23 protein-coding genes, 1 pseudogene and 1 riboswitch are annotated in these 24,612 nt (G+C 31.4%); of the genes and pseudogenes, 9 read left to right on the forward strand and 15 right to left on the reverse strand.

The window, feature by feature from the left end; translation table 11 throughout:
* Positions 1 to 66 precede the first annotated feature (66 nt).
* From ACWJKP_RS16530 to ACWJKP_RS16560, 7 genes are all read right to left on the reverse strand, one after another.
* Complete coding sequence (locus ACWJKP_RS16530) at positions 67 to 732, reverse strand: cobalt-factor II C(20)-methyltransferase (protein ID WP_165411545.1); 666 nt, start codon at positions 730 to 732, stop codon at positions 67 to 69.
* A gap of 67 nt (positions 733 to 799) precedes the next feature.
* The gene (cbiE, locus tag ACWJKP_RS16535; RefSeq protein WP_165411544.1) at positions 800 to 1,405 is read right to left on the reverse strand and encodes a precorrin-6y C5,15-methyltransferase (decarboxylating) subunit CbiE; all 606 of its coding nucleotides are present in this window, start codon (positions 1,403 to 1,405) and stop codon (positions 800 to 802) included.
* Positions 1,406 to 1,464: 59 nt separating this feature from the next.
* Positions 1,465 to 2,559: a cobalt-precorrin-5B (C(1))-methyltransferase CbiD gene (gene cbiD, locus ACWJKP_RS16540; protein WP_165411543.1), complete on the reverse strand. Its 1,095-nt coding sequence runs from the start codon at positions 2,557 to 2,559 to the stop codon at positions 1,465 to 1,467.
* Between the two features lie 92 nt (positions 2,560 to 2,651).
* A complete protein-coding gene (locus tag ACWJKP_RS16545; protein WP_165411542.1) occupies positions 2,652 to 3,278 on the reverse strand; it encodes a precorrin-8X methylmutase in 627 nt (208 codons plus the stop codon).
* Positions 3,279 to 3,346: 68 nt separating this feature from the next.
* A complete protein-coding gene (locus ACWJKP_RS16550; protein WP_165411541.1) occupies positions 3,347 to 4,672 on the reverse strand; it encodes a cobyrinate a,c-diamide synthase in 1,326 nt (441 codons plus the stop codon).
* Positions 4,673 to 4,713: 41 nt separating this feature from the next.
* Complete coding sequence (locus ACWJKP_RS16555; protein WP_165411540.1) at positions 4,714 to 5,832, reverse strand: pyridoxal phosphate-dependent aminotransferase; 1,119 nt, start codon at positions 5,830 to 5,832, stop codon at positions 4,714 to 4,716.
* Between the two features lie 69 nt (positions 5,833 to 5,901).
* Entirely contained in the window at positions 5,902 to 6,735 is an 834-nt protein-coding gene (locus ACWJKP_RS16560; RefSeq protein WP_165411539.1) for a sirohydrochlorin cobaltochelatase, read from the reverse strand.
* A gap of 145 nt (positions 6,736 to 6,880) precedes the next feature.
* A riboswitch (cobalamin riboswitch) is annotated at positions 6,881 to 7,065 on the reverse strand.
* 220 nt (positions 7,066 to 7,285) lie between these two features.
* Between ACWJKP_RS16560 and ACWJKP_RS16565 the strand changes: the two genes are divergently transcribed.
* Positions 7,286 to 8,197 carry a transposase gene (locus ACWJKP_RS16565; protein ID WP_165411538.1) on the forward strand — a complete coding sequence of 304 codons (912 nt, stop codon included), beginning with the start codon at positions 7,286 to 7,288 and terminating at the stop codon, positions 8,195 to 8,197.
* 322 nt (positions 8,198 to 8,519) lie between these two features.
* On the opposite strand, the gene cobS is transcribed toward ACWJKP_RS16565, so the two are convergent.
* The 4 genes from cobS to ACWJKP_RS16585 form a co-directional block, all read right to left on the reverse strand.
* Entirely contained in the window at positions 8,520 to 9,272 is a 753-nt protein-coding gene (cobS, locus tag ACWJKP_RS16570) for an adenosylcobinamide-GDP ribazoletransferase (RefSeq protein ID WP_165411537.1), read from the reverse strand.
* A gap of 118 nt (positions 9,273 to 9,390) precedes the next feature.
* Complete coding sequence (gene cobC / locus ACWJKP_RS16575) at positions 9,391 to 9,981, reverse strand: alpha-ribazole phosphatase (RefSeq protein ID WP_165411536.1); 591 nt, start codon at positions 9,979 to 9,981, stop codon at positions 9,391 to 9,393.
* Between the two features lie 19 nt (positions 9,982 to 10,000).
* Positions 10,001 to 11,083 (reverse strand): nicotinate-nucleotide--dimethylbenzimidazole phosphoribosyltransferase, encoded by a 1,083-nt coding sequence (gene cobT, locus ACWJKP_RS16580; protein ID WP_165411535.1) that lies wholly within the window; start codon positions 11,081 to 11,083, stop codon positions 10,001 to 10,003.
* Positions 11,084 to 11,273: 190 nt separating this feature from the next.
* On the reverse strand, positions 11,274 to 11,534 hold the full coding sequence (locus ACWJKP_RS16585) for a DUF3892 domain-containing protein (RefSeq protein WP_224578786.1): 261 nt from the start codon (positions 11,532 to 11,534) through the stop codon (positions 11,274 to 11,276).
* 304 nt (positions 11,535 to 11,838) lie between these two features.
* On the opposite strand from ACWJKP_RS16585, the gene ACWJKP_RS16590 reads away from it, so the two are divergent.
* The 3 genes and pseudogenes from ACWJKP_RS16590 (at position 11,839) to ACWJKP_RS16600 (ending at position 14,167) form a co-directional block, all read left to right on the forward strand.
* Positions 11,839 to 12,498, forward strand: a complete 660-nt coding sequence (locus ACWJKP_RS16590; protein WP_165411533.1) for a metal ABC transporter ATP-binding protein — start codon at positions 11,839 to 11,841, stop codon at positions 12,496 to 12,498.
* Positions 12,499 to 12,507: 9 nt separating this feature from the next.
* Entirely contained in the window at positions 12,508 to 13,305 is a 798-nt protein-coding gene (locus ACWJKP_RS16595) for a metal ABC transporter permease (RefSeq protein WP_165411532.1), read from the forward strand.
* A gap of 85 nt (positions 13,306 to 13,390) precedes the next feature.
* Positions 13,391 to 14,167, forward strand: a pseudogene (locus tag ACWJKP_RS16600) (nitroreductase family protein).
* A gap of 162 nt (positions 14,168 to 14,329) precedes the next feature.
* On the opposite strand, the gene ACWJKP_RS16605 reads toward ACWJKP_RS16600, so the two are convergent.
* Positions 14,330 to 15,253, reverse strand: coding sequence for an alpha/beta hydrolase (locus tag ACWJKP_RS16605; RefSeq protein ID WP_165411530.1), 924 nt, complete (start codon positions 15,251 to 15,253; stop codon positions 14,330 to 14,332).
* 363 nt (positions 15,254 to 15,616) lie between these two features.
* Positions 15,617 to 15,973, reverse strand: a complete 357-nt coding sequence (locus tag ACWJKP_RS16610; protein ID WP_165411529.1) for a hypothetical protein — start codon at positions 15,971 to 15,973, stop codon at positions 15,617 to 15,619.
* A 182-nt stretch (positions 15,974 to 16,155) separates the two neighbouring features.
* On the opposite strand from ACWJKP_RS16610, the gene ACWJKP_RS16615 reads away from it, so the two are divergent.
* Positions 16,156 to 16,758: a flavin reductase family protein gene (locus ACWJKP_RS16615; protein WP_165411528.1), complete on the forward strand. Its 603-nt coding sequence runs from the start codon at positions 16,156 to 16,158 to the stop codon at positions 16,756 to 16,758.
* Positions 16,759 to 16,774: 16 nt separating this feature from the next.
* Here the strand turns inward: ACWJKP_RS16615 and ACWJKP_RS16620 are convergent, their stop codons facing one another.
* Both ACWJKP_RS16620 and ACWJKP_RS16625 read right to left on the reverse strand, forming a co-directional pair.
* Positions 16,775 to 17,740, reverse strand: coding sequence for an SPFH domain-containing protein (locus tag ACWJKP_RS16620; RefSeq protein WP_165411527.1), 966 nt, complete (start codon positions 17,738 to 17,740; stop codon positions 16,775 to 16,777).
* A 30-nt stretch (positions 17,741 to 17,770) separates the two neighbouring features.
* Entirely contained in the window at positions 17,771 to 18,199 is a 429-nt protein-coding gene (locus ACWJKP_RS16625; protein ID WP_165411526.1) for an NfeD family protein, read from the reverse strand.
* Positions 18,200 to 18,630: 431 nt separating this feature from the next.
* Between ACWJKP_RS16625 and ACWJKP_RS16630 the strand changes: the two genes are divergently transcribed.
* From ACWJKP_RS16630 to ACWJKP_RS16645, 4 genes are all read left to right on the forward strand, one after another.
* Entirely contained in the window at positions 18,631 to 20,541 is a 1,911-nt protein-coding gene (locus ACWJKP_RS16630) for an NAD(+) synthase (protein WP_165411525.1), read from the forward strand.
* Positions 20,542 to 20,807: 266 nt separating this feature from the next.
* Positions 20,808 to 21,326, forward strand: a complete 519-nt coding sequence (locus ACWJKP_RS16635) for a chromate transporter (RefSeq protein ID WP_165411524.1) — start codon at positions 20,808 to 20,810, stop codon at positions 21,324 to 21,326.
* The gene (locus ACWJKP_RS16640) at positions 21,327 to 21,851 is read left to right on the forward strand and encodes a chromate transporter (protein WP_165411523.1); all 525 of its coding nucleotides are present in this window, start codon (positions 21,327 to 21,329) and stop codon (positions 21,849 to 21,851) included.
* Positions 21,852 to 21,895: 44 nt separating this feature from the next.
* Positions 21,896 to 24,559 carry a cation-translocating P-type ATPase gene (locus ACWJKP_RS16645; RefSeq protein ID WP_165411522.1) on the forward strand — a complete coding sequence of 888 codons (2,664 nt, stop codon included), beginning with the start codon at positions 21,896 to 21,898 and terminating at the stop codon, positions 24,557 to 24,559.
* Positions 24,560 to 24,612 lie beyond the last annotated feature (53 nt).

The following is a 24,612-nucleotide window of genomic DNA, read 5'->3' on the forward strand; positions in this document are numbered from 1 at the left end:
CTTATTAATTATTATTGATATAGTTGTTAACCGTCCCCGCTTAATTAGTTGTTACCTGTCCCTACCCTATTCCTTCTTAGCAATTATTAAACTCATGTACTCTTTATTTTTTAATATATCCAAACGGCTTCTTAGAACTTCTTGTCCTTCCCTACCTGCTTTTTTAACATATACATAGCTATATCCCTTTGCTTCTAGATGATTTATTACTTCCTCTTCTACTTTATAAACCTTCATAATTACTAAGAATTTTTCATCCTTTATAGTATCAAGCCTAGATGCTGGAAGTATTAAAAGAGGCTCATTACCAATTACTAAATACTCATTTGCAATACTCGCACAAGCACAAAATGATGTTATACCTGGAATTGTTTCAACTTCATATCCGCTTTCCTTTATATAATTTAAAAGATATATATATGTACTATATACAAACGGGTCGCCTATAGTTAAGAAAGCCACATCTTCCCCAGCTTTTAGCTTTTCTTCAACAGCTTTAAATGCTTCATATATTTTAGATTCCTGCTCTTCTCCCCCCATAGGAAAATGCTTAACTAGCACCTCAGAGTCCTTATTAATATACTCTTCTGCTATTTCATGTGCTATACTTTTGCCTCCATTCATAGCACTAGGCACTACTATTACATCGCATTTTCCAATAGTTTTTATTGCTTTTATTGTAAGTAATTCCTTATCTCCTGGTCCTACCCCTACACCATATAATTTTGCCATGTTTAATCCCCCATATCTAAGTAAGCACAAACAAATCAATATTATTGTTTATTTTTATGTGTCTTACTTAATTTAAATTTTCTATAACAACCACACTAAGGTCATTAAAAGTTTTTTCCTTAATTTCTTCCACTGTACCTTTTATTATTCTTTCATCCTCGTATGATAATTCTTCCCCAACATATGCTGTGGCTTTAATATTATTTTCATAGAGCTTTCTACATAAAGCTTGTGGCGAATTACTTTTATCCGTAAGCCACACAGATATCTCGTGTTCCCGCACTATTTTTATGAATTCTTCTCGTCTTCCATGCATACTACCTAAATAAGCGTTTTGCCACGGCTTTTGGAGCTTACACATTAAGTATTGAAAAGAACTTATACCAGGTACTATTTCTATTTTGCTTTTAAAATTACTCTTTATATAATTTGTGATACCATAAAAGCATGGATCACCTGATGCTATTATTGCGATATCCTTCTCTATGTTTTCTGTTATAAAATTCATAATATCCTTTAATGTTTTCACTACTATCTTTTCGACATTAATCTTTGGTATACTCATTGCAGCTCTTTCAAATCCTATGATTACATCAACCTTTTCTATAGTCTCTACTGCCAAAGGAATAATATATTTAGGGCTTCCAGGCCCAATACCCACTATATAAACCATATACTCTGCTACCTTTCATTATTTATTCATCTATTAGTTGTTAACTGTCCCTAAGCATTTTAACCATTATAACTATTCTTTCTTGTGTCACAGAGAATTCCCTTATCCATAGAAAACATAATAACCTCTGCCGGAATTGTTTCATAAGTATACTGGAATAATCTTCGCTTTACCTTATTTGCAATGTTTTCATATATATCCTTATAATTTTCACCTACTAGCTTTATTGCTCCTTCAGTAGTTTTTTCCTTATATACCTGTGTAATAAGCTGCGTAGGTGCTCCAGCCAACGCCAGTTCTAAAGCTATTACTTCAAGCCTCACATCACATACTCTACTGTGAGTTTGAAAACATCCCGCTGCAATTTTACTTACCTTTCCTATATGTCCTACTAAAATTACACTTTCTACTTCCTTTTCCATACAGCTGTTTAGTGCAAATCCTATGAAATTTGAAATCATTACTATATTGTCAACTTTAAGGCCTACCTGTGCAGCCACATCCTCACCCATGTTACCAAAAACTAAGGTAAGATTTTTATGCCCCGCAGCTACCTTTTGACATATTTCTATATGTATAGATTGTGTGAGAGCTTCTTCTGACATTGGTGTCACAATTCCTGTTGTTCCGAGTATTGATATACCACCTTCAATGCCAAGTCTAGGATTAAATGTTTTCTTGGCTATTTCTTCTCCCTTAGGTACAAATATAGTTATTGTAATCCCAGAGTTCTTAGGAAGCACCTCTTTTACTTCTTTTTCTATCATTTTTCTAGGTACTGGGTTTATTGCCCATTCCCCTTTGGGTACATATAATCCTTCTCCTCTAACTATCCCTACACCTTTTCCACCTTTTAATGTATATACTGATTCTGCTTTTTCAGCCCTTGCCCAAATTTCTATACCATTAGTTGCATCAGGGTCATCCCCCGCATCTTTTATAATACAACACTCAGCAAAATTTTCTCCCTTTGCTACCTTAGATATTGGTAGCAATAATTCTATACCCTTTGGAGTATCTATCCTTATCTCGTCTATTTCGGTATCATAAAATAAAATTTGTGTGGCAGCTTTTGCTGCCCCAGCAGCACAAGAACCAGTGGTATATCCACATCTAAGCTTTTTTCCATTACTATTAACATATAAATTCAGCATTATTACGTACCCCCTGTTAAGTTTCTTATTCATTTAAAGATACCTAACATTTATTTCAAAATGCCTAATAACTATGAAACTCTAGCGGATTACTAACTCCTATCTACTATCATGTACATCAGTGCATTTAAAATGGATGCAGCTACTGTGCTTCCACCTTTTCTTCCTCGCACTGTTATCATTGGCAGATCTAATTTTTCAATTTCTTTCTTAGATTCTGCTGCTCCAACAAAACCTATAGGTGCTGCCAATATAAATTTAGCATTACACTTTCCTTCCTCGATTAGTTCCTTTAATCTAAACAAAGCTGTAGGTGCATTACCAAATATGAAAAATTCTACTCCATCATCTACCGCTTTTTCAACTGCTGCCATAGACCGCGTTATGTGACGCGCTTTTGCTATCTCTGCCACTTTTTCATCACTTACATAGCATAAAGCCTTACAATTTAAATCTTTAAGAGCTTTTTTGTTTATACCTGCCAGTGCCATTTTTGTATCAGTATAAATGGTAGCTCCATTTTTAAGTAACTCTACAGCCTCATCAATAGCTCCATCCCTAATATAAACTATGTTTTTATAATCGAAATCTGCTGTAGTATGTATTACTCTTTTAATAATTGAAAGCTCTTTGTCAGAAAATTTATGTTCTCCCATTTCTTCTCCAATAATTTCGAAGCTTTTTTTTTCTATATCCATAGGAATCTTTATATAATCCATATTTTAATCTCCTTTTCTTTTAATTTAAATAAGTGTTCATAGGTAGGGACGGTTAGCAACTAATTAATCTATTTGAAAATCTCCTTAAACCATTGTAAGTTTCCCCAAAAATGCACATGTCCATAAGCTGCCATAGTATTTTTTTTAACATATCCGCATTGCCAATTTTTCTCATACCCATCATAACCCTCTTTAGAAAGCTTAAATACCTTTTCTTCAGATAAATTAACAATAGATTTATGAAACTCATGACAGTTTATACTCATATTTTGCGGTAAAATATTATTTTCTACCCCTACCTTTATTTCTGCATACCCAAAGTTCTGAAGCTTTTTTGTTAAGGTGTAATACCCCTTAAAAAAGCCAACGGTATTATGTGATATTTTTTCTTCGCCTTGCAGTTTTTCTCCCTCAGTAAGATACATTAATCCTCCACATTCGGCGTAACAGTGTAGCCCATTATCAAGAGCTTTTTTTATACTGCCAAGCATTGATGTATTTTCAGATAGCTCCTTTATAAAAACCTCAGGGTACCCTCCACCTATGTAAAGAAAATCAATATTACTGGGTAGCTTCTTATCTTTAATTGGACTAAAATATATAACTTGTCCCATTTCCTCTAGAAGCTCTAAATTTTCTTTATAATAAAAACTAAAGGCCTTGTCATAGGCTACAGCTATCCTTTTCCCCTTATTCTCCACATGAAAATCATCTATATGCCTTTCACTTTCTTTAAATTGTTCTAACAATAAATCCATATCCAAATGCTTTTCTAATAACTTGGCACAGATTTCAATCTTCTCATCTAAATCCTCTGTTTCACTGCTTTGAATTAGCCCTAAGTGCCTACTTTTTAAGCTTAATCGTTCATCTTTTGGAAGATAGCCTAACACTTTCAAGTTACAGTTTTCTTTAATTGCTGCCTTAAGTAACTTATAATAATTTTCTGTTATATTATTTAGTATTATGCCCTTTATATTCGCCTCTTTAAAATTTAATATTCCATTAATTTCTGCACAGAGGGTTGCTACCTGAGCCTTTGGAGACAATACAAGTATGATAGGCAAGTCTAAAACCTTTGACACGTGATACGTAGAATAGGGTGTATTTATGCCTTTCCCATCATATAAACCCATTACGCCTTCAACTATACCCAATTCTCCGCATCCTCTAGAAAAGCTAGCCCTAACTCCCGCCTCTCCCATAAGATATAAATCCAAATTTCTTGAACCTTTACCTGTTATCTTTGTATGAAAAGCTGAGTCTATATAATCAGGTCCTACCTTATACCCTTGTATCTCAAATCCCTTATTTTTAAACGCTTTCATAATTCCGAGTGTTACTGTGGTCTTACCACCACCACTTGAATTTGAAGCTATGACTATACTCTTCATTTATATTCACATCCTTTTGCGGACTATCCTCTAATGTGCAATTAGTTGTTACCTGTCCCCAATGTTTTCACTATCAATTCTAAGTTTTTCAAACACTGAATCAATTTTCCATTCCTATCATTATCCTTAATAGCAAGCCTTACATATTGTTTATCTAGTCCTCTAAAATTATCTGCTTTTCTTATAACAAATCCTTGAGCTAGGCATAGTTTATAAAGTGTCTCTGAGTCCAGTCCTTTTAATTTGCATAATACATAATTTCCATAGGTTAAATACACTTTATCTATAAATGAAATATTTTCAAGTGATCTTATAAACCTAGGCCTTTCCGCTCTTATCCACTCTTTGCTTTTTTCAATATAAACGTTATCTTTTAACACATGACGTGCAGCCATTTCTGCAAAACAGTTTATGTTCCAGGGGTTTTGTTTTTCTTTGACTTTTTTTAATAGGTCTACGTTACTACTTATTCCATACCCAAACCTTATACCAGGCATCGCAAAAAATTTGGTTAATGCTCTTATTATAAATAAACATTTGTATGTTTTAACTTTTTCACTGAAACTGTGCTGTGAATCTCCAGTAAATTCTATAAAAGCCTCATCTATTATTATGACTTTGTCGTTACATTCACAATATTCAAGAATTTTTTGAAACTCAGCCTTATTTATGATATTGCCATTGGGGTTATTTGGATTACCTAAAACCACACCTTCTACACTCTGTAATCTATTAAGAATATCCTCATAATCATAGAAAAGTTCAGCATATTCATGCTTTAATAAGGTATTCTCATTAATCTTCTCTTTTAAATAAGAATACTCTATACTACAATTCCACTTTTTAGCATCAATTTCGTACTCTACAAAAGATGGCACCACAATTAGTAGATTTTTATGACAAGCTATAACTAAGTCAATTATTTCTGCAGCCCCATTTCCTAAAACAAAATATTCTTTTGGGCAATCAATGTATTCTTTTAATTCTTTCAATACCTCCCTATATTGAATATCTGGATATCTTGTTAAAGCATCTACGGCTTCACTAATGTTATCAGTGAAACTTTTAGGAACCCCTAATGGATTAATATTAGAACTGTAATCTATTAATTCTCGCCCCTCAAGTAATCCATTAGTATAAACATCTCCACCATGTATCATCGAATACCTTCCTTTCTACTTGTAACTCTCATCTACCGTACTTTAGTTACTTATAACTTACGAAGAATTTTAATTTCCCTTATGTGTTTTCCCTACATTCTTAAACTTTTCATTAATTACATCATTAATGTGCTGTATATAAATGTCTTGAACGTCACTATTTTCTCCTAACCCATGCAGATATATTTTAACTTTAAACCCTTTTGCCTCTAAAATACTCTTCCAGGAGTCCTCTGCATCTCCCGCCATGTCATTCTTGGCATGATCTCCTGCTACGAGCAGTAGTGGCATTAAAGTGACTTCGCTAATACTCTGAGTAGTAACATTAGGTATTACTCTTTCCAAAGTTGGATACCCTTCCACGGTTGCTACATGTACATTGTTAAAACCTCTATCCCTTAAAACGCTTTCAAAACAGCAATATACTGCATTTGCAATATGGTTTGTACCATGCCCCATCAAAATTACTGTATCCATTGGTTGCAATTGCTTTGATAGAGCATCCACCATTATTGAGTAATCATCTGGCACGCCTGCTTCTTCTCCCTTAAAACATAAAAGAGGTCTTCCTATTAAGATATTTTTAAATGCTTTACATTCTTTGTATCTATTAACTACATTATTTATATAATCAAATTCTACTCCAGGAATAACATGCAAAGGCTGAACAATTACCTCATTATATCCTTCGCTTTTTAACTTTTCCAAAGCTTCTTCTGGAGTATCTACATGAATATTATCCCTATTCTTAAGTACCCTAAGAATAATATGTGAAGTAAATGCTCTTCTTATATCATAATCTTCAAAAGTATGTCTTATTTTATCTTCTATTGCATCGATAGTTACTTTTCTTGCATCTTCATGTGTTGTTCCAAAACTTACAATTAAAATTGCCTTCTTCATTTCGATCATCCACCTTGCTAAATATTTTCCGAAATCTATCATAACATTTACATATAATGCTTTTTAAAACAAAAAAAATAGTACGCATACGATAGCGACTACTTTTTAATTAATCCATAATTAAATAGTTCTTTCCCTCCGAAAGCTTGTTAACATCATTTAGGCAGGTCTCCTGGCTCTTGATTCTTCCTTTAATTATCCTTCCTCATTTTTAATTTACGAAGTAGCATTTAAAAGTTTTTCATCAATTACAGTAGCGGGGGCTGCTGCGGATTTAAACCGCATTCCCTTTTCACCTATTTCAAGGCACCTAAAATCATATTCAATTCTCTATTAATTCTAGTTTATTATATTTAAGCCGTACTGTCAATATTTAGAGTGTCTCCTTAGTTTAATAGGCAAAAAAATAATTCAGAAAAATAATTAGAATAATTAGGGACGATTAACAACTATTTAAATTATTTATATATATATTAGCTTAAGATTATGAATATCATCCCGATTCATAGGCAATAATTCAAATAAAAATCTATGAGGAAGGGTGATTTTAATGCCAAGAAAGGCAAGAGAAAAAACAGATGACTCGATATTTCATATTATGTGCAAAAGTATCAGCGAAATAAATTTATTCAAGGATGATGAGGATAAGAACAAGTATTTATCACTTGTAAAAAAGTATAAATATCTCTATAATTTTAAAATCTACGGTTACTGTCTTATGGATAACCATTCTCATTTAATGATTGATGCTAATGGTACTGATATATCAAAGGTAATGCATGGAATAAATTTTTCTTATGCAATGTACTTTAATAAAAAATATAAAAGGGAAGGACATCTTTTTAAGGATAGATTTAAGAGTAAAATAGTTAATAATGAACGATATTTGAAGACTTTATCTCTATATATACACAATAATCCTACGGATATAGATGAATATAAAAATTGTCCTGAAAAATATGCTTTTTCTAGTCTAGCCATATTTTTAGGAAAAAGACATGATTCTTTTAAATTAGTTGATTATGGATTTATTATGAGCTCTTTTGGTAATAGCCTAAAAAGTGCAAGAAAGAATTACTATAATCTTGTCTTTCTCTGTAATGGAGAAAAATTAAAACACGAAATAGAATTTAAAGATGAAAAATCAGAGTATAAATGTGAACGAAAAATACTTGTAAGGAACTTTAAGCCAGAAGATATAATAGAATTTATAGCGTCAAAGATGAATGTATCAAAGACTCATCTTTATATGAAGTACAGCAGAAAGCTTGTACGGGCAAAAGCCTTAACCGTTATTCTAATGAGGAGCCTCTGTAATTTTAAATCTAGCGATATATCCAGCACTCTTGGAAACATTACACAGTCTAGAGTATCAAAATTAAGCACTATTGGCATCGAATTAATTGGAACAGAAGAAAAATATGAGAATATTATCATGGATTTTATTAAACGTTATGCTTAGTAATAATTTATTAATATAATCTTCAATATTATGATTAATAACTTAATGACAATCATTAAAATTCATTCTAATTATTTATTTTAACCTACCTATTTATTAAATCTGTTATATTAAATAAAAAAAATTAGAATAACAGATGGATATATTTATTTAATAAACATGGACAAGTATCAAAAATATGCATTTTACTTATGTATAATATAAAAATAATTAAAACAAGCTTTCAATAAATTAATCCAACGATAAAAAGGTACAAGTTTGCATAAACAACTTGCACCTTTTTATAATATAAATAATTGTTAACCGTCCCCATTACCTTACCTTAACTTATTGCTATAAATAAAATCATAGTTAGAATTTCAACTAATTCATTATTAGCTCCTAAGCTATCTCCCGTAAGCCCCGTAATTTTACTCTCGCAAAACTTATTAAATAAGAAACTTAAAAGTAACGCTGATAGTATCAATATAACACTTTTGTTAAATCCTATTAATAAAGTTCCAAATACAATCGTTATAATACCCGAAATTACCACCCTTTTGATGTCAATATTTCCAATAAATATATTACCCGAGCCTGTTTCTTTAGCATTCTTACCAATAAAAGATATAAAGACAACGGTAAATCTTGCAATTATTGGCGTTGCAATTAATATGAGTGGTAAATTCTTTCCTATGATAGTGCAGACCGCTGCATATCGTGCTAACATATCAAATACTATAGCAATAGTTGCATAAGTACCTACTGTGCTGTCCTTCATAATTTCTATTATTTTATGTTTGTCTCCTTTAAACGAAAAGAAACCATCACAAGTATCTCCAAGTCCATCCACATGTAATCCTCCAGTAATAACTATCGGTATAATAACCACAAATATTGCTGTAATATCTACTGGCAGCACTTTTATTAATATATAATAAGTTATCCACTGGACAATTCCTATAAATAATCCTACCACCGGAAAAAATACAGATCCCCGCCTAAAGTTTTCCTTGTCACAGTCTAAACTTCTATTTATAGGTATCCGTGTGAAGAATTGGAAAAATAGTAATAAATCATTTAAATATTCTCTCATTTTATTTGCTCGCAAAAACTTGTCCTTGCAAAGCTCACCTCTTTCCTAAATAGTAATGTTTATTTTAATTTTAAAGTTAATCGGCAAGAACTAAATATACCTCAAATCAATTTTCTAACTATTCATTATGAATAATAGCATCAATATATAAATTACCATATTCATATTTTATAATGCTTATATCCCCATTTTTACAACCAAATTTCCAAAACAAATCTATATTTTCATTCATAATATAACAATATATAGCTCTTATGACTCCCGAATGAGCGCATATTAAAATATTATCGCATTCTAGCTTTTTAATATGCTCCAAAAAGTTCTTAACTCTTTCACATAGTTTAATATAACTTTCTCCATTCGGAGGTACAAATTCTTTCCAATTATTTTGCCAACAAATACACTGTTGGGGATATGAAACTTTAATTTCCTCGTATGTTTTCCCTTCAAAATCTCCAAAATCAGTTTCATTTATTCTATTATCTTGTATAACTGCAATTTCCTGTTGTCCTAAAACTAACTTTGCCATCTCTAAAGTTCTTTTTTTATCACTAACGTATACTCTATCTAATTTTATGCCATCAAAGAAATCTTTAGCCTTATTGCCTTGAGCTATGCCAATTTCATTTAGACTTATATCCAAATTACCATAATAAGACCCTTTTCTATTTTCTTCAGTCTGGCCATGTCTTAACAAATAAATATTCATAAATTCTCACACCTAAATTTTACCCTACGGTATTCTCCCTTATATCTATATACTTTTTACTATCAAGCGTTGCCTCTTCAAATGTCCCCATATTATCCATAGTGAAAATCGCCGCCTCAATTATATTAAAAGCGAGTGGACAACCTGACCCTTCCCCCAGTCTCATGTTCAAATTTAGCATAGGTTTTAATCCTATTTCCTTCATTATAAAAGCTGCCCCCGGTTCCGCAGATAAGTGAGATGCAAATATATATTCCTTCACTAATGGGTTTAGTCTATAAGCACATAATGCAGCTGCTGAGGCTATAAATCCATCAATAACAATAGGCACCCTATTCTTCGCAGCTGACAGGAAGCACCCACATAGTCCCGCAATATCAAATCCTCCAACTTTTGAAAGTACATCGATAACATCATTTTTATCTGGTTTATTTACTTCAATAGCTTTCTTAATTACCCTCTTTTTATTAATAAATTGCTCCTGCGTAATTCCTGAACCTTTACCTACTGACACCTCTACTTCAAGTCCTGAAAGAACGCTCAAAATTGCTGCACTTGTGGCAGTATTTCCTACCCCCATTTCCCCGGTACCAAACAAATCATACCCCTTACGCGCTAAATCATCAACTGTATCGATTCCAACCTCTATAGCTTTGATTGTTTGCTCCCTAGTCATTGCCGGCCCCTTCATCATGTTCATGGTACCATATGCAATTTTTCTATTTACAATTTTAGGATTGTTAAAGTCTGCATCAACGCCTATATCTACAACTGTAATCTCACTTCCAACAAATTTTGATAAAACATATACACCCGTGATTTTTTTAGTGAAATTATTAGTAACTATAGCTGTTACGTTTTTAGGACAGTTAGACACATCTTCTTCCACCACTCCATTATCGCTGCACATTATAACTACATTCTTTTTATTAATTTTATTATGTATCTCTCCAGTAATCCCTGCCATCTTAGCTATAATATTTTCTATTTCACCAAGACTTCCTATAGGTTTTGATAAACTATCAAGTCTATCCCACGCTTTTTTCATAGCCTCTTTATTTAGTGGTTTAATACACTGTAATGTGTTGTTTAGCAATTCCATTTGTTTACCCTCCTGCTTATATAGTTATTACATAATATTAACACATTTAAACACACCTTCCCCCTTTTTCAAAGGAAAAACTTTTTGGATATAAATTACAGTCAACAACTAATGTGAATTAGTTGTTAACTGTCCCTCATTAAAAACATTAAAAAACAGGGACATTCGTTATCCCTGTTTTTTAATGTTTTTAATAGATATCATTATCATCTATAACTGGTAAATTGTCTAAATTATTGGATTTATCTTGATCAGGTAGACTTTTTAAAAATTCTTCACCTTTTTTTGAAGTTGAGACAGATACTCCACTTATATTTCCTTGTTTTGCAAGCAGCACTGCTTGTTCTTTTGAAACTATTTCTCCATTTTCAAGTTCGTAAGCTGTAATTTCTCCTTGATTGTCTTTCGCTACTCTACTAATAACATGAGCTGAGATTTCTTTTTTATTCAAAATAACACTACCTTTCTTAATACATATAAACATGTATCTCTTATTGGTAGATACTTAAACAATATTATATATACTTTTAAATTAAGTATCGCCATATACAGTTTTACCAATTATATAAATTTTATGAAAAATATTAATATATTTATTTATCAATAACACTAAGAGATTATTGCAAGTTATTCGCATTTGGGTGTATACTATTTCTTGCTACTATTTTTGTGCACATATTATTATTGCCTTTTGCATAGTTAATTTTGTAATAATTAATAGTTGTTAACTGAAAGAATTAGTGAGGAGGATTTACATGATTAACATAAAAAATTTATGTTTTACATATACAAATTCAAAGCCATATATATTAGATAAGGTTAATCTTAAAATTGAAAAAGGTAGCTACGTCTCAATACTAGGTGAAAATGGTAGTGCCAAGAGTACTTTAGTTAAATTAATATTGAACTTATTAAAACCTAATAGTGGTCAAATTATTATATTTACTTCTAAAATCGCATATGTAGCGCAAAAAGTTGAAAATTTTAATGCGCAGTTTCCTATAACAGTTTATGAGATGCTAAATTGCCACAGGAAAGTATTAAAGCTTAAAGATAAAAGTTTAATTTTAAAAAGTCTACAAGCTGTAGGTATGGAAAGTCATACTCATACGCTTATTGGAAATCTTTCTGGAGGTCAGCAACAAAAAATCTTTATTGCTAGAAGTTTAATTGGTGACCCTGATCTATTAATTTTAGATGAGCCTTCTACTGGTGTAGACATTCAAAGTATGGAAGATATATATAGAATTATTAAAGGCTTAAATAAAAACCTAGGTATTACAGTTGTTTCTGTAGAACATAATTTAAAAGCTGCATTAGATAATTCAACTGATATTTTTGAAATGGGTAATGGTAGCGGAATACTTTATAATATACATAATTATAAAAACAAATTAAATGAAGAAAGGGGGTAACATTACTTTATGTTTGAATATGGTTTTATGCAAAATGCTTTAATTGCATCAGTTTTAATTTCTATTTTGTTCCCAATTGTAGGGGTTTTTCTTGTATTAAAAAGGTATTCCATGATGGGAGATACTATGTCGCACGCCTCCTTCGCTGGGGTGGCTATTGGCTTAGTTCTTGGATATAACCCCATAATTTGTGCTTTTGTTTTTACAGCTCTATGCGGTTTATCTATTGAATTTTTAAGAGATTATTATAAAAAATACGCAGAATTGATTTTGGCAATTTTACTTACATTTAGTGTAGGTGTTGGTATAACTTTAGTAAGTACAGGCAAAGCAGGTGCCAATGTTAATTCTTATTTATTTGGAAGCATTCTGACTGTTACAAAAAATGATTTATACATAATGCTTGTACTTAGTATTATTTCTATAGTAACTCTACTTTCTTTATATAATCAATTATTATATATTACCTTCGATGAAGAGGGTGCTAAGGTTTCTGGTGTAAAAGTTAAGGTGATTAACTATGTTTTTGCGCTACTCGTAGGCGCTACTATTTCAGCATCGCTAAGAATACTTGGAATACTTGTTATGTCCTCTATGATAGCGTTACCTGTAGCAACATCACTGCAGCTCAATAAAGGTTTTAAGCATACCCTACTTTACTCAATAATGTTCGGATTTATTGACATAATTTTAGGACTTCTTATATCTTACTACATAAACTGTGCCCCTGGGGGAACTATAGCCCTGACTTCTGTCTTTGTCTTAGTACTTGTAATCGGCAGCAAAAAAGCATTGTCTAGAGTTTAATTGTCACCTGTGCAGCCGTTCATCATATTCGATGCTGTAATATTAAATAGCAGTCGAAAATTTAGATAAAGTAGAGGAATTTATTATGATACAAGCTATAAATTTAAGAAAATCCATAAGAAATTATAAAGATAAAAAAATATCCGGGGAACATTTGCAAGAGATTAAAACTATTATAAATGATGCTAAACCTTTGTTTGACAATATACCTATGGAAGTATTACTAATTGAAGATGGTGAAAAAATTACGGATACATTTAAAGGTCTTATTTCCAAATATACAAAAGTTAAAGCTCCACATTATTTAGCCTTTACTTCCGAAATTAAGGAAAGTCATTTAGAGAATATAGGCTTCATTGGTGAGGAAATAGTTCTTAAGTTAACAGAGCTTGGTATTGGAACTTGTTGGTTATGAAGTGCGATTAAACAGGAGTTATTTAAAACAATATTCAAAGTAAAAGACAAACAAAGTTATATAATTTTAGTTGCTTTTGGGTACCCAACTTCTCAATTAAAACCAGTTGTAAATAGAAAGAGATTTGATAAAATCAAACTAGTTACTGGTGCTTATGAAAATCAATATGAAACTATAATACAATCACTTATTGATGCCCCCTCTGCAATTAACTCTCAACCTTGGAAATTATCAATTAACAATAATAAATTTGACTTATATCTAGATAACAGAAATATTTTAACTAAAAAGATGCTTAAAGACACCAACCGTATAGATATGGGCATAGGGCTTAGTCATTTATATAATTCGGCAATTGAACTAGGCTATAAGGTCGAACTAAAGCAAAGTTATCATGACGTAGGCAACTCCCTTTATATTCTTAGTGCCATATTAAATAAATCTTAATTAATATATTGACGTTTGCAAGTTGTAAACATATAATATTCACAAGTTCACTCTATAGAAGTTATTAAGTTAAATTAAATTTTTAATAGATATTTCTTAAAATTAAAAGCAACAGTAGACAATACCCATGTCTACTGTTGCTTTTACTATTTTATAATAAACTCAATGTTCCTTAATCCATCTTATTACATCCACAATTACTTCTTCCTTGTTGGTTTCATTAAGCATCTCATGTCTTCCATTCTTATAAAGTTTATAAGTTAAATCCTTGATCCCATGTCGTTTATAAGTCTTAACCAGTTTTAGAACACCCTTTCCATTTTTTCCTACGGGATCTTTATCTCCCGAGAAAATATAAATGGGTAAATCTTTAGGAATATTTTTAATTTCCTTGTCGTCAGCTATACCCTTTAGTCCACCTAAAAAATCATAGAAAAATCCCGTTGTAAAAACCGTCCCACAGAATGGATCGTCTATATATTTATCTACTTGTTTGTTATCCCTACTTAACCAATCGAATGCTGTTCTATTTGGTTTAAAAGAATTGTTATACCTTCCAAAAGATAACCTATCTAGTTTCTTGCTTTTTGCAATTTTTCCATTTTTCTTAATCTCTCTTTTTGCTATTAGTCTTGCTATATCTATAATAATTCCCTGTTTGCCGCAGGATCCTGAAATAATTGCCCCCTTTAATCCACTTCCATATAAACAAATATATCTTTGTGTTAAGAAAGATCCCATACTATGCCCAAATAAAAATATAGGTAAATTAGGATTTTCTTCTTTAATCTTCTCATTTAGTTCATGCATATTTTCAACCATCGAATTAAATCCATCATCACCTAATTCTCCTAGTTTTCGGACTTCGCCTGCAGTTTTTCCATGCCCTCTATGGTCATTAGCATAAACAATGAACCCATCATTTGTTAGCGCACTTGCAAAATTTTCGTACCTAGCTGCTGTCTCTGCCATTCCATGAGCTATCTGAACTACCCCCTTAATTTGTACGTTCACATCAGGTAGCCATTTGTACACAAATATCTCTAAGTCACCCTTATCTTTAAACTTAAAATTTTCTACTATCATAACTTCATCCCCTATTTATATTTTGAAATGTCATTAAATCATCTCCTGGGTCGCTACAATATTAGCGACTTCAGAAGGAGATTTATACTCCCACTGAAGTTTTCTCTTTGTTATAGTATTGAACTCCCCCTTATATAAGCGGAAGGCTTTCCTTCTGAAATGTCGTTAAACACAAAAAGCCACACTAATTAATCCATTATTTAACAGATTGATTAGTGTAGCTCTCATTTTTTTTTAGCAATATTTCATATTTCACATTTACTCTCATATAAATTATATCACTAAACTATATATTTGCAAAGTAATATTATTTAAATAATTAATTAATATTGCATTAAAGTATCTTTTTTAACATATTACCATTTATTTCTCCAGGACCTCATAGTCAACCTCTATATATTTATCTTTATCGTAGAATTTCTCTGATTGCCCATAAACCCGCACTTTTGTTTCCACAGCGTTTTCTGCAATATATTGTGCAGTATTTAAAGCTACATCAATAGTTTTATCTATTACAACAGCGGTTACTGCTGCTGTTATTTTCACAGCTTTATCAATCCCTTTAGAAGCTATCGTAGCATACTCCTTAGTGTTTACGGCTAATTTTTCATTTCCTGAGATTTCCGCTATAGATGATATAACATTACCCGTTAGTTTAACACTATATCCCGCGGTATTTCCAACTAATTTTCCAAAACTATATATTATTTTTCCTGCCATCGTCATAATTATCACCATACCTATATTTATATACACTTATTATACCATATTATCAAAAAATTATTATTAGTAAACTTTTTTACAGACTTCTTTAAATCAATTTACTCTCATCTGTATAAATCTTTTAAGGTATTGTATAATGGGTAATGTTATACAATATAAAGATATAGGAGTGAAAATATATGACAAAAACTATATTTAAAGGCAGTGCAATGTTAAACCCTGTTCCCGTAGTATTAATCACCTCAAAAAATAAAGAGGGAAAAACAAATGTTTTTACAGTAGGATGGATAGGAATGGCTTGTACTAAACCACCAATGATAACTGTAGCCATAAGACCCGACAGGCTTTCTTATGAATACATAAAAGAAAGTGGTGACTTTGTAGTAAATTTACCTAATTCTAGCATGGTTCGTGAAGTTGATTATTGCGGGGTACGCTCTGGTAAGCAAATAGATAAAATTGACGAAATGAACTTCTCTATTGAAAATGGCAAGGATGTCATAGCACCTCTAATTTCTGAATGCTCAATAGCTTTAGAGTGCAAAGTTAAAAGCATTACACCTTTAGGTACCCATGATTTATTTTTAGCTGAAATTGTGAATACTCATGTAGATAATAGCTTAATAGATGCTTCTGGAAAAATTCATTTTGAAAAGGCAGATCTTATTACCTATTCTCATGGCGAGTATTTTAGTGTTAATTCTAACGCTTTAGGAAAATTTGGTTATTCAGTTCAGAAAAAAAACAATAAATCTCATTCTAAAAATAAAAAGAAAGCCTGATCGCTCAGGCTTTCTTTTATATTGATTTATTTTCACAGTTCTTATTCATTTTTAACATATCAGCTATGGCTGCTATACTGCCTAAACTTGACAATGTTTCATTTGGAAGTATAAGTTTATTAGCTGGATTTTTTGCCATTTCTTTAAGAGCCTCTATCTGTTTTAATGCTATTACTGTTTCATTTGTACCTGACTCTATAATAGCTGTATTTATTTTTCTTATTGCATCTGCTTCTGCAATTGCAATAGTCTCTATAGCACGAGCTTTACCCTCTGCTTCAAGAAGTTGAGATTCCTTCATTCCTTCTGCGTGTCTAATATTTGCTTGTTTTTCTGCCTCAGCATTTAATATTTGAGCTTGCTTATGTCCTTCAGCTTTTTCAATTAGACTTTGTTTTTCACCTTCTGCTGTAAGAATAAATGCTCTCTTATCTCTCTCTGCTCTCATTTGTTTTTCCATAGCCTGTTGAATTTCAGCCGGTGGAATTATATTTTTAATTTCTACAGATAATATTTTTATTCCATAAGCATCCGTGATTTCATCGATTATTTCAAGAAGCTTAGAATTTATTCTATCTCTTCCTGATAATACTTCATCTAAAGTCAAATCTCCCACGATATTTCTCATATTAGTTATAGTTGAGTAAACTATACCTGATTTATAATCCTCAATATTGTAGACCGCATCCCTTGAGTTAATAACCTTATAAAATATAACATTATCAATCGATATATTAACATTATCCTTAGTTATAACATTCTGTGGTTGTATGTCTAATATTTGCTGCTTAGTAGAAATCCTTCTTCTAACAAAATCTGCAAATACAATTGTTAAATGCCAGCCCGGTTCTAGTATCCTATGAAACTGACCAAATCTTTCTACTAAATACACAGATCCAGTATTAACAATCTTAATTGATGATAAAATCATAATAACTATTACGAACAATATAAACAAGCCTATAACTGTTCCTATTCCCATTACAAATTCCCCCTTATATTTTAATATAGCTTATACTTTAGTTATTAGTAATTTATTCCCTTCTATACCAATAACCTGAACCAATTCACCTTTTTTTAAAGGTTCTCCAACATTTTTTACAGTCCAATAAATCCCTTGAAACTTAATATTTGCTTTCTCATCAATATCTTTTGTTATTGTAAATTCTTTTCCAACATACCCTTCCTCCATAGTTAAAGTTTTTTTCACAGTTTTTTTTATAGTTTTCTTGACTATAGGATAACCCACAGCCATAACCACTGCACTAACTGCTACAAAAACAATTACTTGAACAATTATTGATGCACTTAGCCCAATAGCAATTATTGCCGCCATTGCACCTACAGCAAACCATATAAACATAAAACTACTAGTTGTAATATCAATAACTAATGCTGCTAATGCTACAACTATCCAAAATATCATCGGCGTCCAGTTCATGTTGTACCCCCTTACGAATATCACTTAATATTATACACTCTTCTCCCCTACGTATTACTAGCTTCTATCTTAATTATACATCTTCTGTGCATTTTATAATACAATTTTATTATGTTACCACTATAATTATATATTTTATGTTATATATATTAAACCTAATAAAGTTTAATTTTAGTGCATTATACATTCTTCTTATTGTTTTGGACTTCTTCTTTCTCATGTCTGCTCTCATTCTCTTCACAATTAAAATTGTCACAATAGCAAGGGACAGTTAACAACTATTAAAAAGGCAATAAAAAATAATGGTAAAATAATCATTAACCATCCCTACTATTCTAGCTAATATGATATAATTTCAGTAAATATTTATTATTTAAAGTCAACTTTACATATACTATATTTGAAAAACTAAAGAAAGGTCGTGAATTAGTTTGGAAACTTCTTTTATAAAGGTTTCTGTTGCTTGTCCAATTGTAAATGTAGCAGATATAGAATTTAACTTAATCAACATAAAAAACTGCATTAATCAGGCTTATGATGAGAAATCAAAATTCATAGTTTTCCCAGAACTTTGCATAACAGCTTACACATGTGCGGATTTATTTTTACAGCATCAGCTAATTGAAAAATCTGAAAAGGCAATTAGATCTCTATGTGAGTTTTCTAAAAATAAAGATATCCTAATTGCTGTAGGGTCTCCTTTATACTATAACAATTCTCTATATAATTGTGCTTATATAATATTTAACGGTAAACTTTTAGGAATAGTACCAAAAAGCTATATTCCAAATTACTCTGAGTTTTATGAAAAAAGATGGTTTACTGAAGGTCTTGGCCTCATAAGCAAAACTGTAAACCTTTCTTTTGCAAAAGGCATCCCTTTTGGGACAAATTTATTATTTACCAGTGGCAATATTAAATTTGGTTTTGAGATTTGTGAAGACCTTTGGGTAACTATTCCTCCAAGCAGCTATTTAGCTCTTCAAGGTGCAAATATAATTGCTAATCTATCTGCATCAAATGAATTAGTTAGCAAAGCTGATTATAGAAAATCCTTAGTTTCATCCCAGAGCGCAAGATGTATGTGTTCTTATTTATATGCATCCTCTGGTGTTTTTGAATCCTCTACAGATTTACTTTTCAGTGGCCATCTTTTAATTAGCGAAAATGGTTTAGTATTAAAAGAAAATAATAGATTTCAAAGAGAAAATGAAGTTGTTACTTCAATTATTGATATAGATAAATTAAACAGTGAAAGATTAAAAAATACCAGTTTTAGAAATAGTATTTCTATATGCCCTTTTGAAGCATGTGAAATTCCTTTTGAATTTGTGAGTTCAGATTTTGGCGTTTTTGATAGAAATATTGATAAGCATCCTTTCGTTCCTTCTAATTTATATAAACGTGAAATACGTTGCAAGGAAATATTTAATATTCAATCCTCAGCCCTTGCTAAAAGATTCTCTTATACTGATCTTAACAAGGCTATTATTGGGATTTCTGGTGGGCTTGATTCAACTTTAGCATTACTCGTTATAGTTAAAACCTTCGACCTGTTAAAAATACCCAGAAAAAATATTATTACTATAACTATGCCTGGTTTTGGAACTACAGATAGGACTTATATGAATGCAATAAACCTATGTAAAAATTTAGGAACAGAACCCAGAGAAATTAATATAGTAGATGCATGTCTGATGCATTTTAAAGACATAGATCATCCAGTGGAAAAACATGATATAACTTATGAAAATGTTCAAGCGAGAGAAAGAACTCAAATTCTTATGGATGTTGCAAATAAGGAAGGTGGCCTCTTAATAGGTACTGGAGATTTATCAGAACTCGCCTTAGGTTGGTGCACATATAATGGTGATCATATGTCTATGTATTCCGTAAACTGCTCAATCCCTAAGACTTTGGTGAGATATTTAGTTAAATATGTAGCAGATAAAGAAGCTTCAAAGGAAGTAACAGACATTCTTTTAGATATCCTTAACACTCCTATAAGTCCTGAACTTCTACCCAAAGATAAGAACGGTCAAATAACTCAAAAAACTGAAGACATAGTAGGACCATATGAATTACACGACTTTTTCCTTTATTATTTTATGAAGCAAGGTACTTCGCCAAGTAAAATATTATTTTTAGCTAAGGAAGCCTTCAAAGCTGATTACTGCGAAAAAGATATACGCAAATGGTTAGATAAATTTATAAAAAGATTCTTTACTCAACAATTTAAACGTTCAGCTCTGCCAGATGGTCCAAAAGTAGGAACTATAAGTGTATCCCCAAGAGGAGATCTTAGAATGCCGTCAGATGCTAGTTTTAATTCTTTCCTTTAGAGTTCTGAAAAAAGTGCATATATTTTGTGAAGTTTGTATAATAACCTTTACAAAATATGTGTACTTTTTTAATTGTAAATATCTACAATTAACCCCTAAATTTCATCAATAGTGTTTATACATTTGCCAATTTTTTTTTATAATAGTATAATTATATGGTAAATATTATAGATTAAAAGTATAGGTTCATACTTTTAAGGGCATTTCTATTGATATAATCAAAAATTTAACTATTTGAGGTGAGAAAAACGAAAAGATTACTCAATATGTTTTGGACTTTCTTTAAAATAGGAGCTTTTACCTTCGGTGGAGGTTATGCAATGATACCACTCATTGAGACTGAAGTTGTAAGTAAAAAACAATGGCTTTCAAAAGAAGATTTCATGGATATAATTGTTGTTTCCCAAACTTTTCCTGGAGCTTTAGCAGTTAATAGTAGTATATTTATTGGTTATAGAATTAACGGCCTACTTGGCGCTATCATCGGGCTTCTAGGTGTGATTTTACCTTCATTTTTCATAATATTATGCATTGCAGTTTTCTTTATGCAATTTAGAGATTATTATTATGTTGATTTAGTTTTCAAAGGCATTTCCGCTGCAGTACCAGTTCTTATACTCATAGCTGTGGTAAGCTTATCCAAATCTTTAAAGAAAAGCTATGTAAATTTTATTATAATTTTAATTTCTATGATAAGTATATTATTTTTTAATGTACACCCTGTTATAGTTATACTTTTATCTGGTTTATACGGGATTATATTTCTTGGAAAGAAGGTGAAGTAAATGTCTATTTTAATTAAAATTTACCTATCGTTCTTTAAAATAGGTGCCTTTAGCTTTGGTGGAGGCTATGCTATGCTTCCACTTATCGAAAGAGAAATTGTATCCACTAATAATTGGATTACCTTTAAAGAGTTTGTTGATATTATTGGTATATCACAAATGACTCCGGGACCTATAGCAATAAATTCAGCTACTTTTGTAGGTTATAAAGTTTCTGGAGTACTCGGTGCTATTTCTGCAACCCTAGGTGTAGTTTCATTTTCTTTTATCTTAGTTTCCATAGCTAATCACTATATTTTAAAATTTAAGGAATCCTATATAATGAAGGCCGCACTATCCGGTATGAGGCCTGCACTAATTGGCCTTATAATCTCTGTATTCTTATCCATGGGAAGGGAATCATATAAAGATATTAAAAGTATAATAATTGGAATTATAATTTTAGGAATATTATTAACTAATAAACTCCATCCAATTTTAGTAATAATAATTTCAGGAATATTAGGTATTGTATTTTATTTTTAATAAATTAAACGGTAACAACAAATACTATACACGAGGTGGTATTTATGTATTTTAACAAAACTATAGAGGAAGTTCTAAAAAAATTAGGCTCCAATCCACTAACAGGACTTTCTCAAAAAGAAACGGCCCTAAAAAGAGAAAAATTCGGACTAAATGAGTTAGAAACTAAAAAGCCTAAAACTTTAATATCTATGTTTTTTTCCCAATTAAATGATATTTTAATTTATATTTTAATTGCAGCTGCTGTAATTTCTGCCCTCCTTGGTGAAACAAGTGATGCAATTATAATTGCTATTGTAATTATTATTAATGCTACAGTCGGAATTATTCAAGAGTCAAAAGCAGAAAAGGCTCTTGATGCACTAAAAAAATTATCTACGCCTAAGGCTGTAGTTAGACGCGATGGGCAGTTAAAAGAAATTCCATCTAACGAAGTTGTACCTGGTGATATTATTATTATTGACGCTGGAAGATATGTGCCTTGCGATTTACGGCTTATTGAAACTGCAAATTTAAAAATTGAAGAATCTACACTTACAGGAGAATCCGTGCCAGTAGATAAAGATGCATCCCTAGTCTTAACTGGTGATGATATTCCACTCGGCGATCAAAAGAATATGCTCTTCATGTCAACACTTGCAACTTATGGTAGAGGTATAGGCGTTGCTGTATCTACTGGAATGAATACTCAGCTAGGTAAAATTGCTAAAATGCTAGATGAAAAAGTAGACGACCAGACCCCCTTACAAAAAAAACTGGCTGAACTTGGAAAGTACCTAGGAATAGGCGCCCTACTCATATGCGCTCTTATGTTTATAGTAGGCGTTCTTCAAAAAAGAGATCTTTTTGAAATGTTACTTACGTCTATTAGTTTAGCAGTAGCTGCGATACCTGAGGGTCTTCCTGCAATAGTCACTATAGTACTTGCTATGGGCGTTCAAAAAATGATAAAAAAGAATGCAATTGTACGTAAATTACCCGCAGTTGAAACTTTAGGTTCAGTAAATATTATATGTTCAGACAAGACAGGAACGCTAACTCAAAATAAAATGACTGTAACAAAATTCTATGCAGATGGTCTCTTAGGTAATATAGACACTTTAAACATTAATGACAATGAGCATAAGCTCTTACTTGAAAATCTTATTTTATGTAATGATGCTACGTACTCTGAGGATTCAAAAACAGGTGACCCCACTGAAATTGCTTTACTAGTAGCTGGGGTAAATTACAATATATTTAAAGACCATTTAGAAAAAACCCATAAAAGAATTGCTGAGATTCCTTTTGAATCAGATAGAAAATTAATGACTACTGTAAATAAATATGATAATGAATATTATGTAATGACAAAAGGGGCTATTGATAATCTCTTAAAACTATGTACTAAAGCCTGTATTAAAGGCAATATAATAGAAATTACTCCGGTCATAAAAAAAGAAATATTAGATGTGTCTAATAAAATGTCTGATGATGCTTTAAGAGTTCTAGGCGCAGCTTATAAAATTCTTCCAACATCTCATGTGGATATTGATTCTTTAGAAAGTGATTTAATACTTATTGGTCTGGTAGGTATGATAGATCCACCTAGACTGGAAGTTAAGGATTCTATTTCTGTGTGCACGAATTCCGGAATAAAAACTGTAATGATAACCGGCGATCACCAAAACACAGCTTTTGCTATAGCGAAAGACCTTAATATTACTAAAGATCCCCTAGCAGTTATGTCTGGCTCTGATCTTGATAAACTCTCAGATGAAGAACTGAATAGTAAAATTGATAATATAAGGGTATTCGCAAGAGTGTCTCCAGAGCATAAAGTAAAAATTATAAATGCTCTTAAATCTAAAGGAAACATTGTATCAATGACTGGTGATGGAGTAAATGACGCGCCATCGCTGAAAATGGCAGATATAGGTGTAGCCATGGGTATAACAGGTACCGATGTAGCTAAAGGTGCTGCTGATATGATATTAATAGACGATAACTTTTCAACTATCGTTTCCGCTATAAAGGAAGGAAGAAATATCTTCACGAATATCAAGAAAACTGTAGTATTTCTTATTTCCTGTAATGTTGGAGAAATTATAGCGCTATTTCTTGCAATACTTTTAGGTTGGGCATCGCCACTTAGACCTATCCATATATTGTGGGTTAACTTAATTACAGATACGCTTCCAGCTTTAGCTTTAGGTGTAGATCCTGGCGACCCCGACGTAATGAAGTATAAACCACGCAACCAAAAAGATGGTTTATTTAAAGGTTCAACATTAAGTTTACTTCTTAACGGATTGTTAATCGGTTTAGTAACTTTAGCAGCCTTTATAATAGGTGCAAAATATTATAGTGGCACAACTAATTTATTCCCACTATTCCCTAAAAACATTTCACAAGATGCTTTAAAGCATGCACGAACTATGGCATTTGTAGTACTTAGTGTTTCTCAGCTTGTTCATTCTTTAAATATGAGAAATGATAAAAAATCCATATTCCAAATAGGTTTATTTTCAAACAAATATTTAATTGCAGCTATAGTTTTAGGTATACTGCTACAAGATTTGATAATAACTATTCCACCTCTAGCAAATGCTTTTAGTGTTCATGCTTTAAGTTTAGCAGATTGGGGTATCGTTACTATTTTAGCCTTAATGCCATTACTTTTTAATGAAATTGTAAAGATATTTAAACGTAGTTCATCTAAAATATAAATAGTAAAAGGCCGATGAGTTAACTCATCAGCCTTTTACTATTATAAACATAT

It is taken from the genome of Clostridium sp. CM037 (assembly GCF_055081095.1).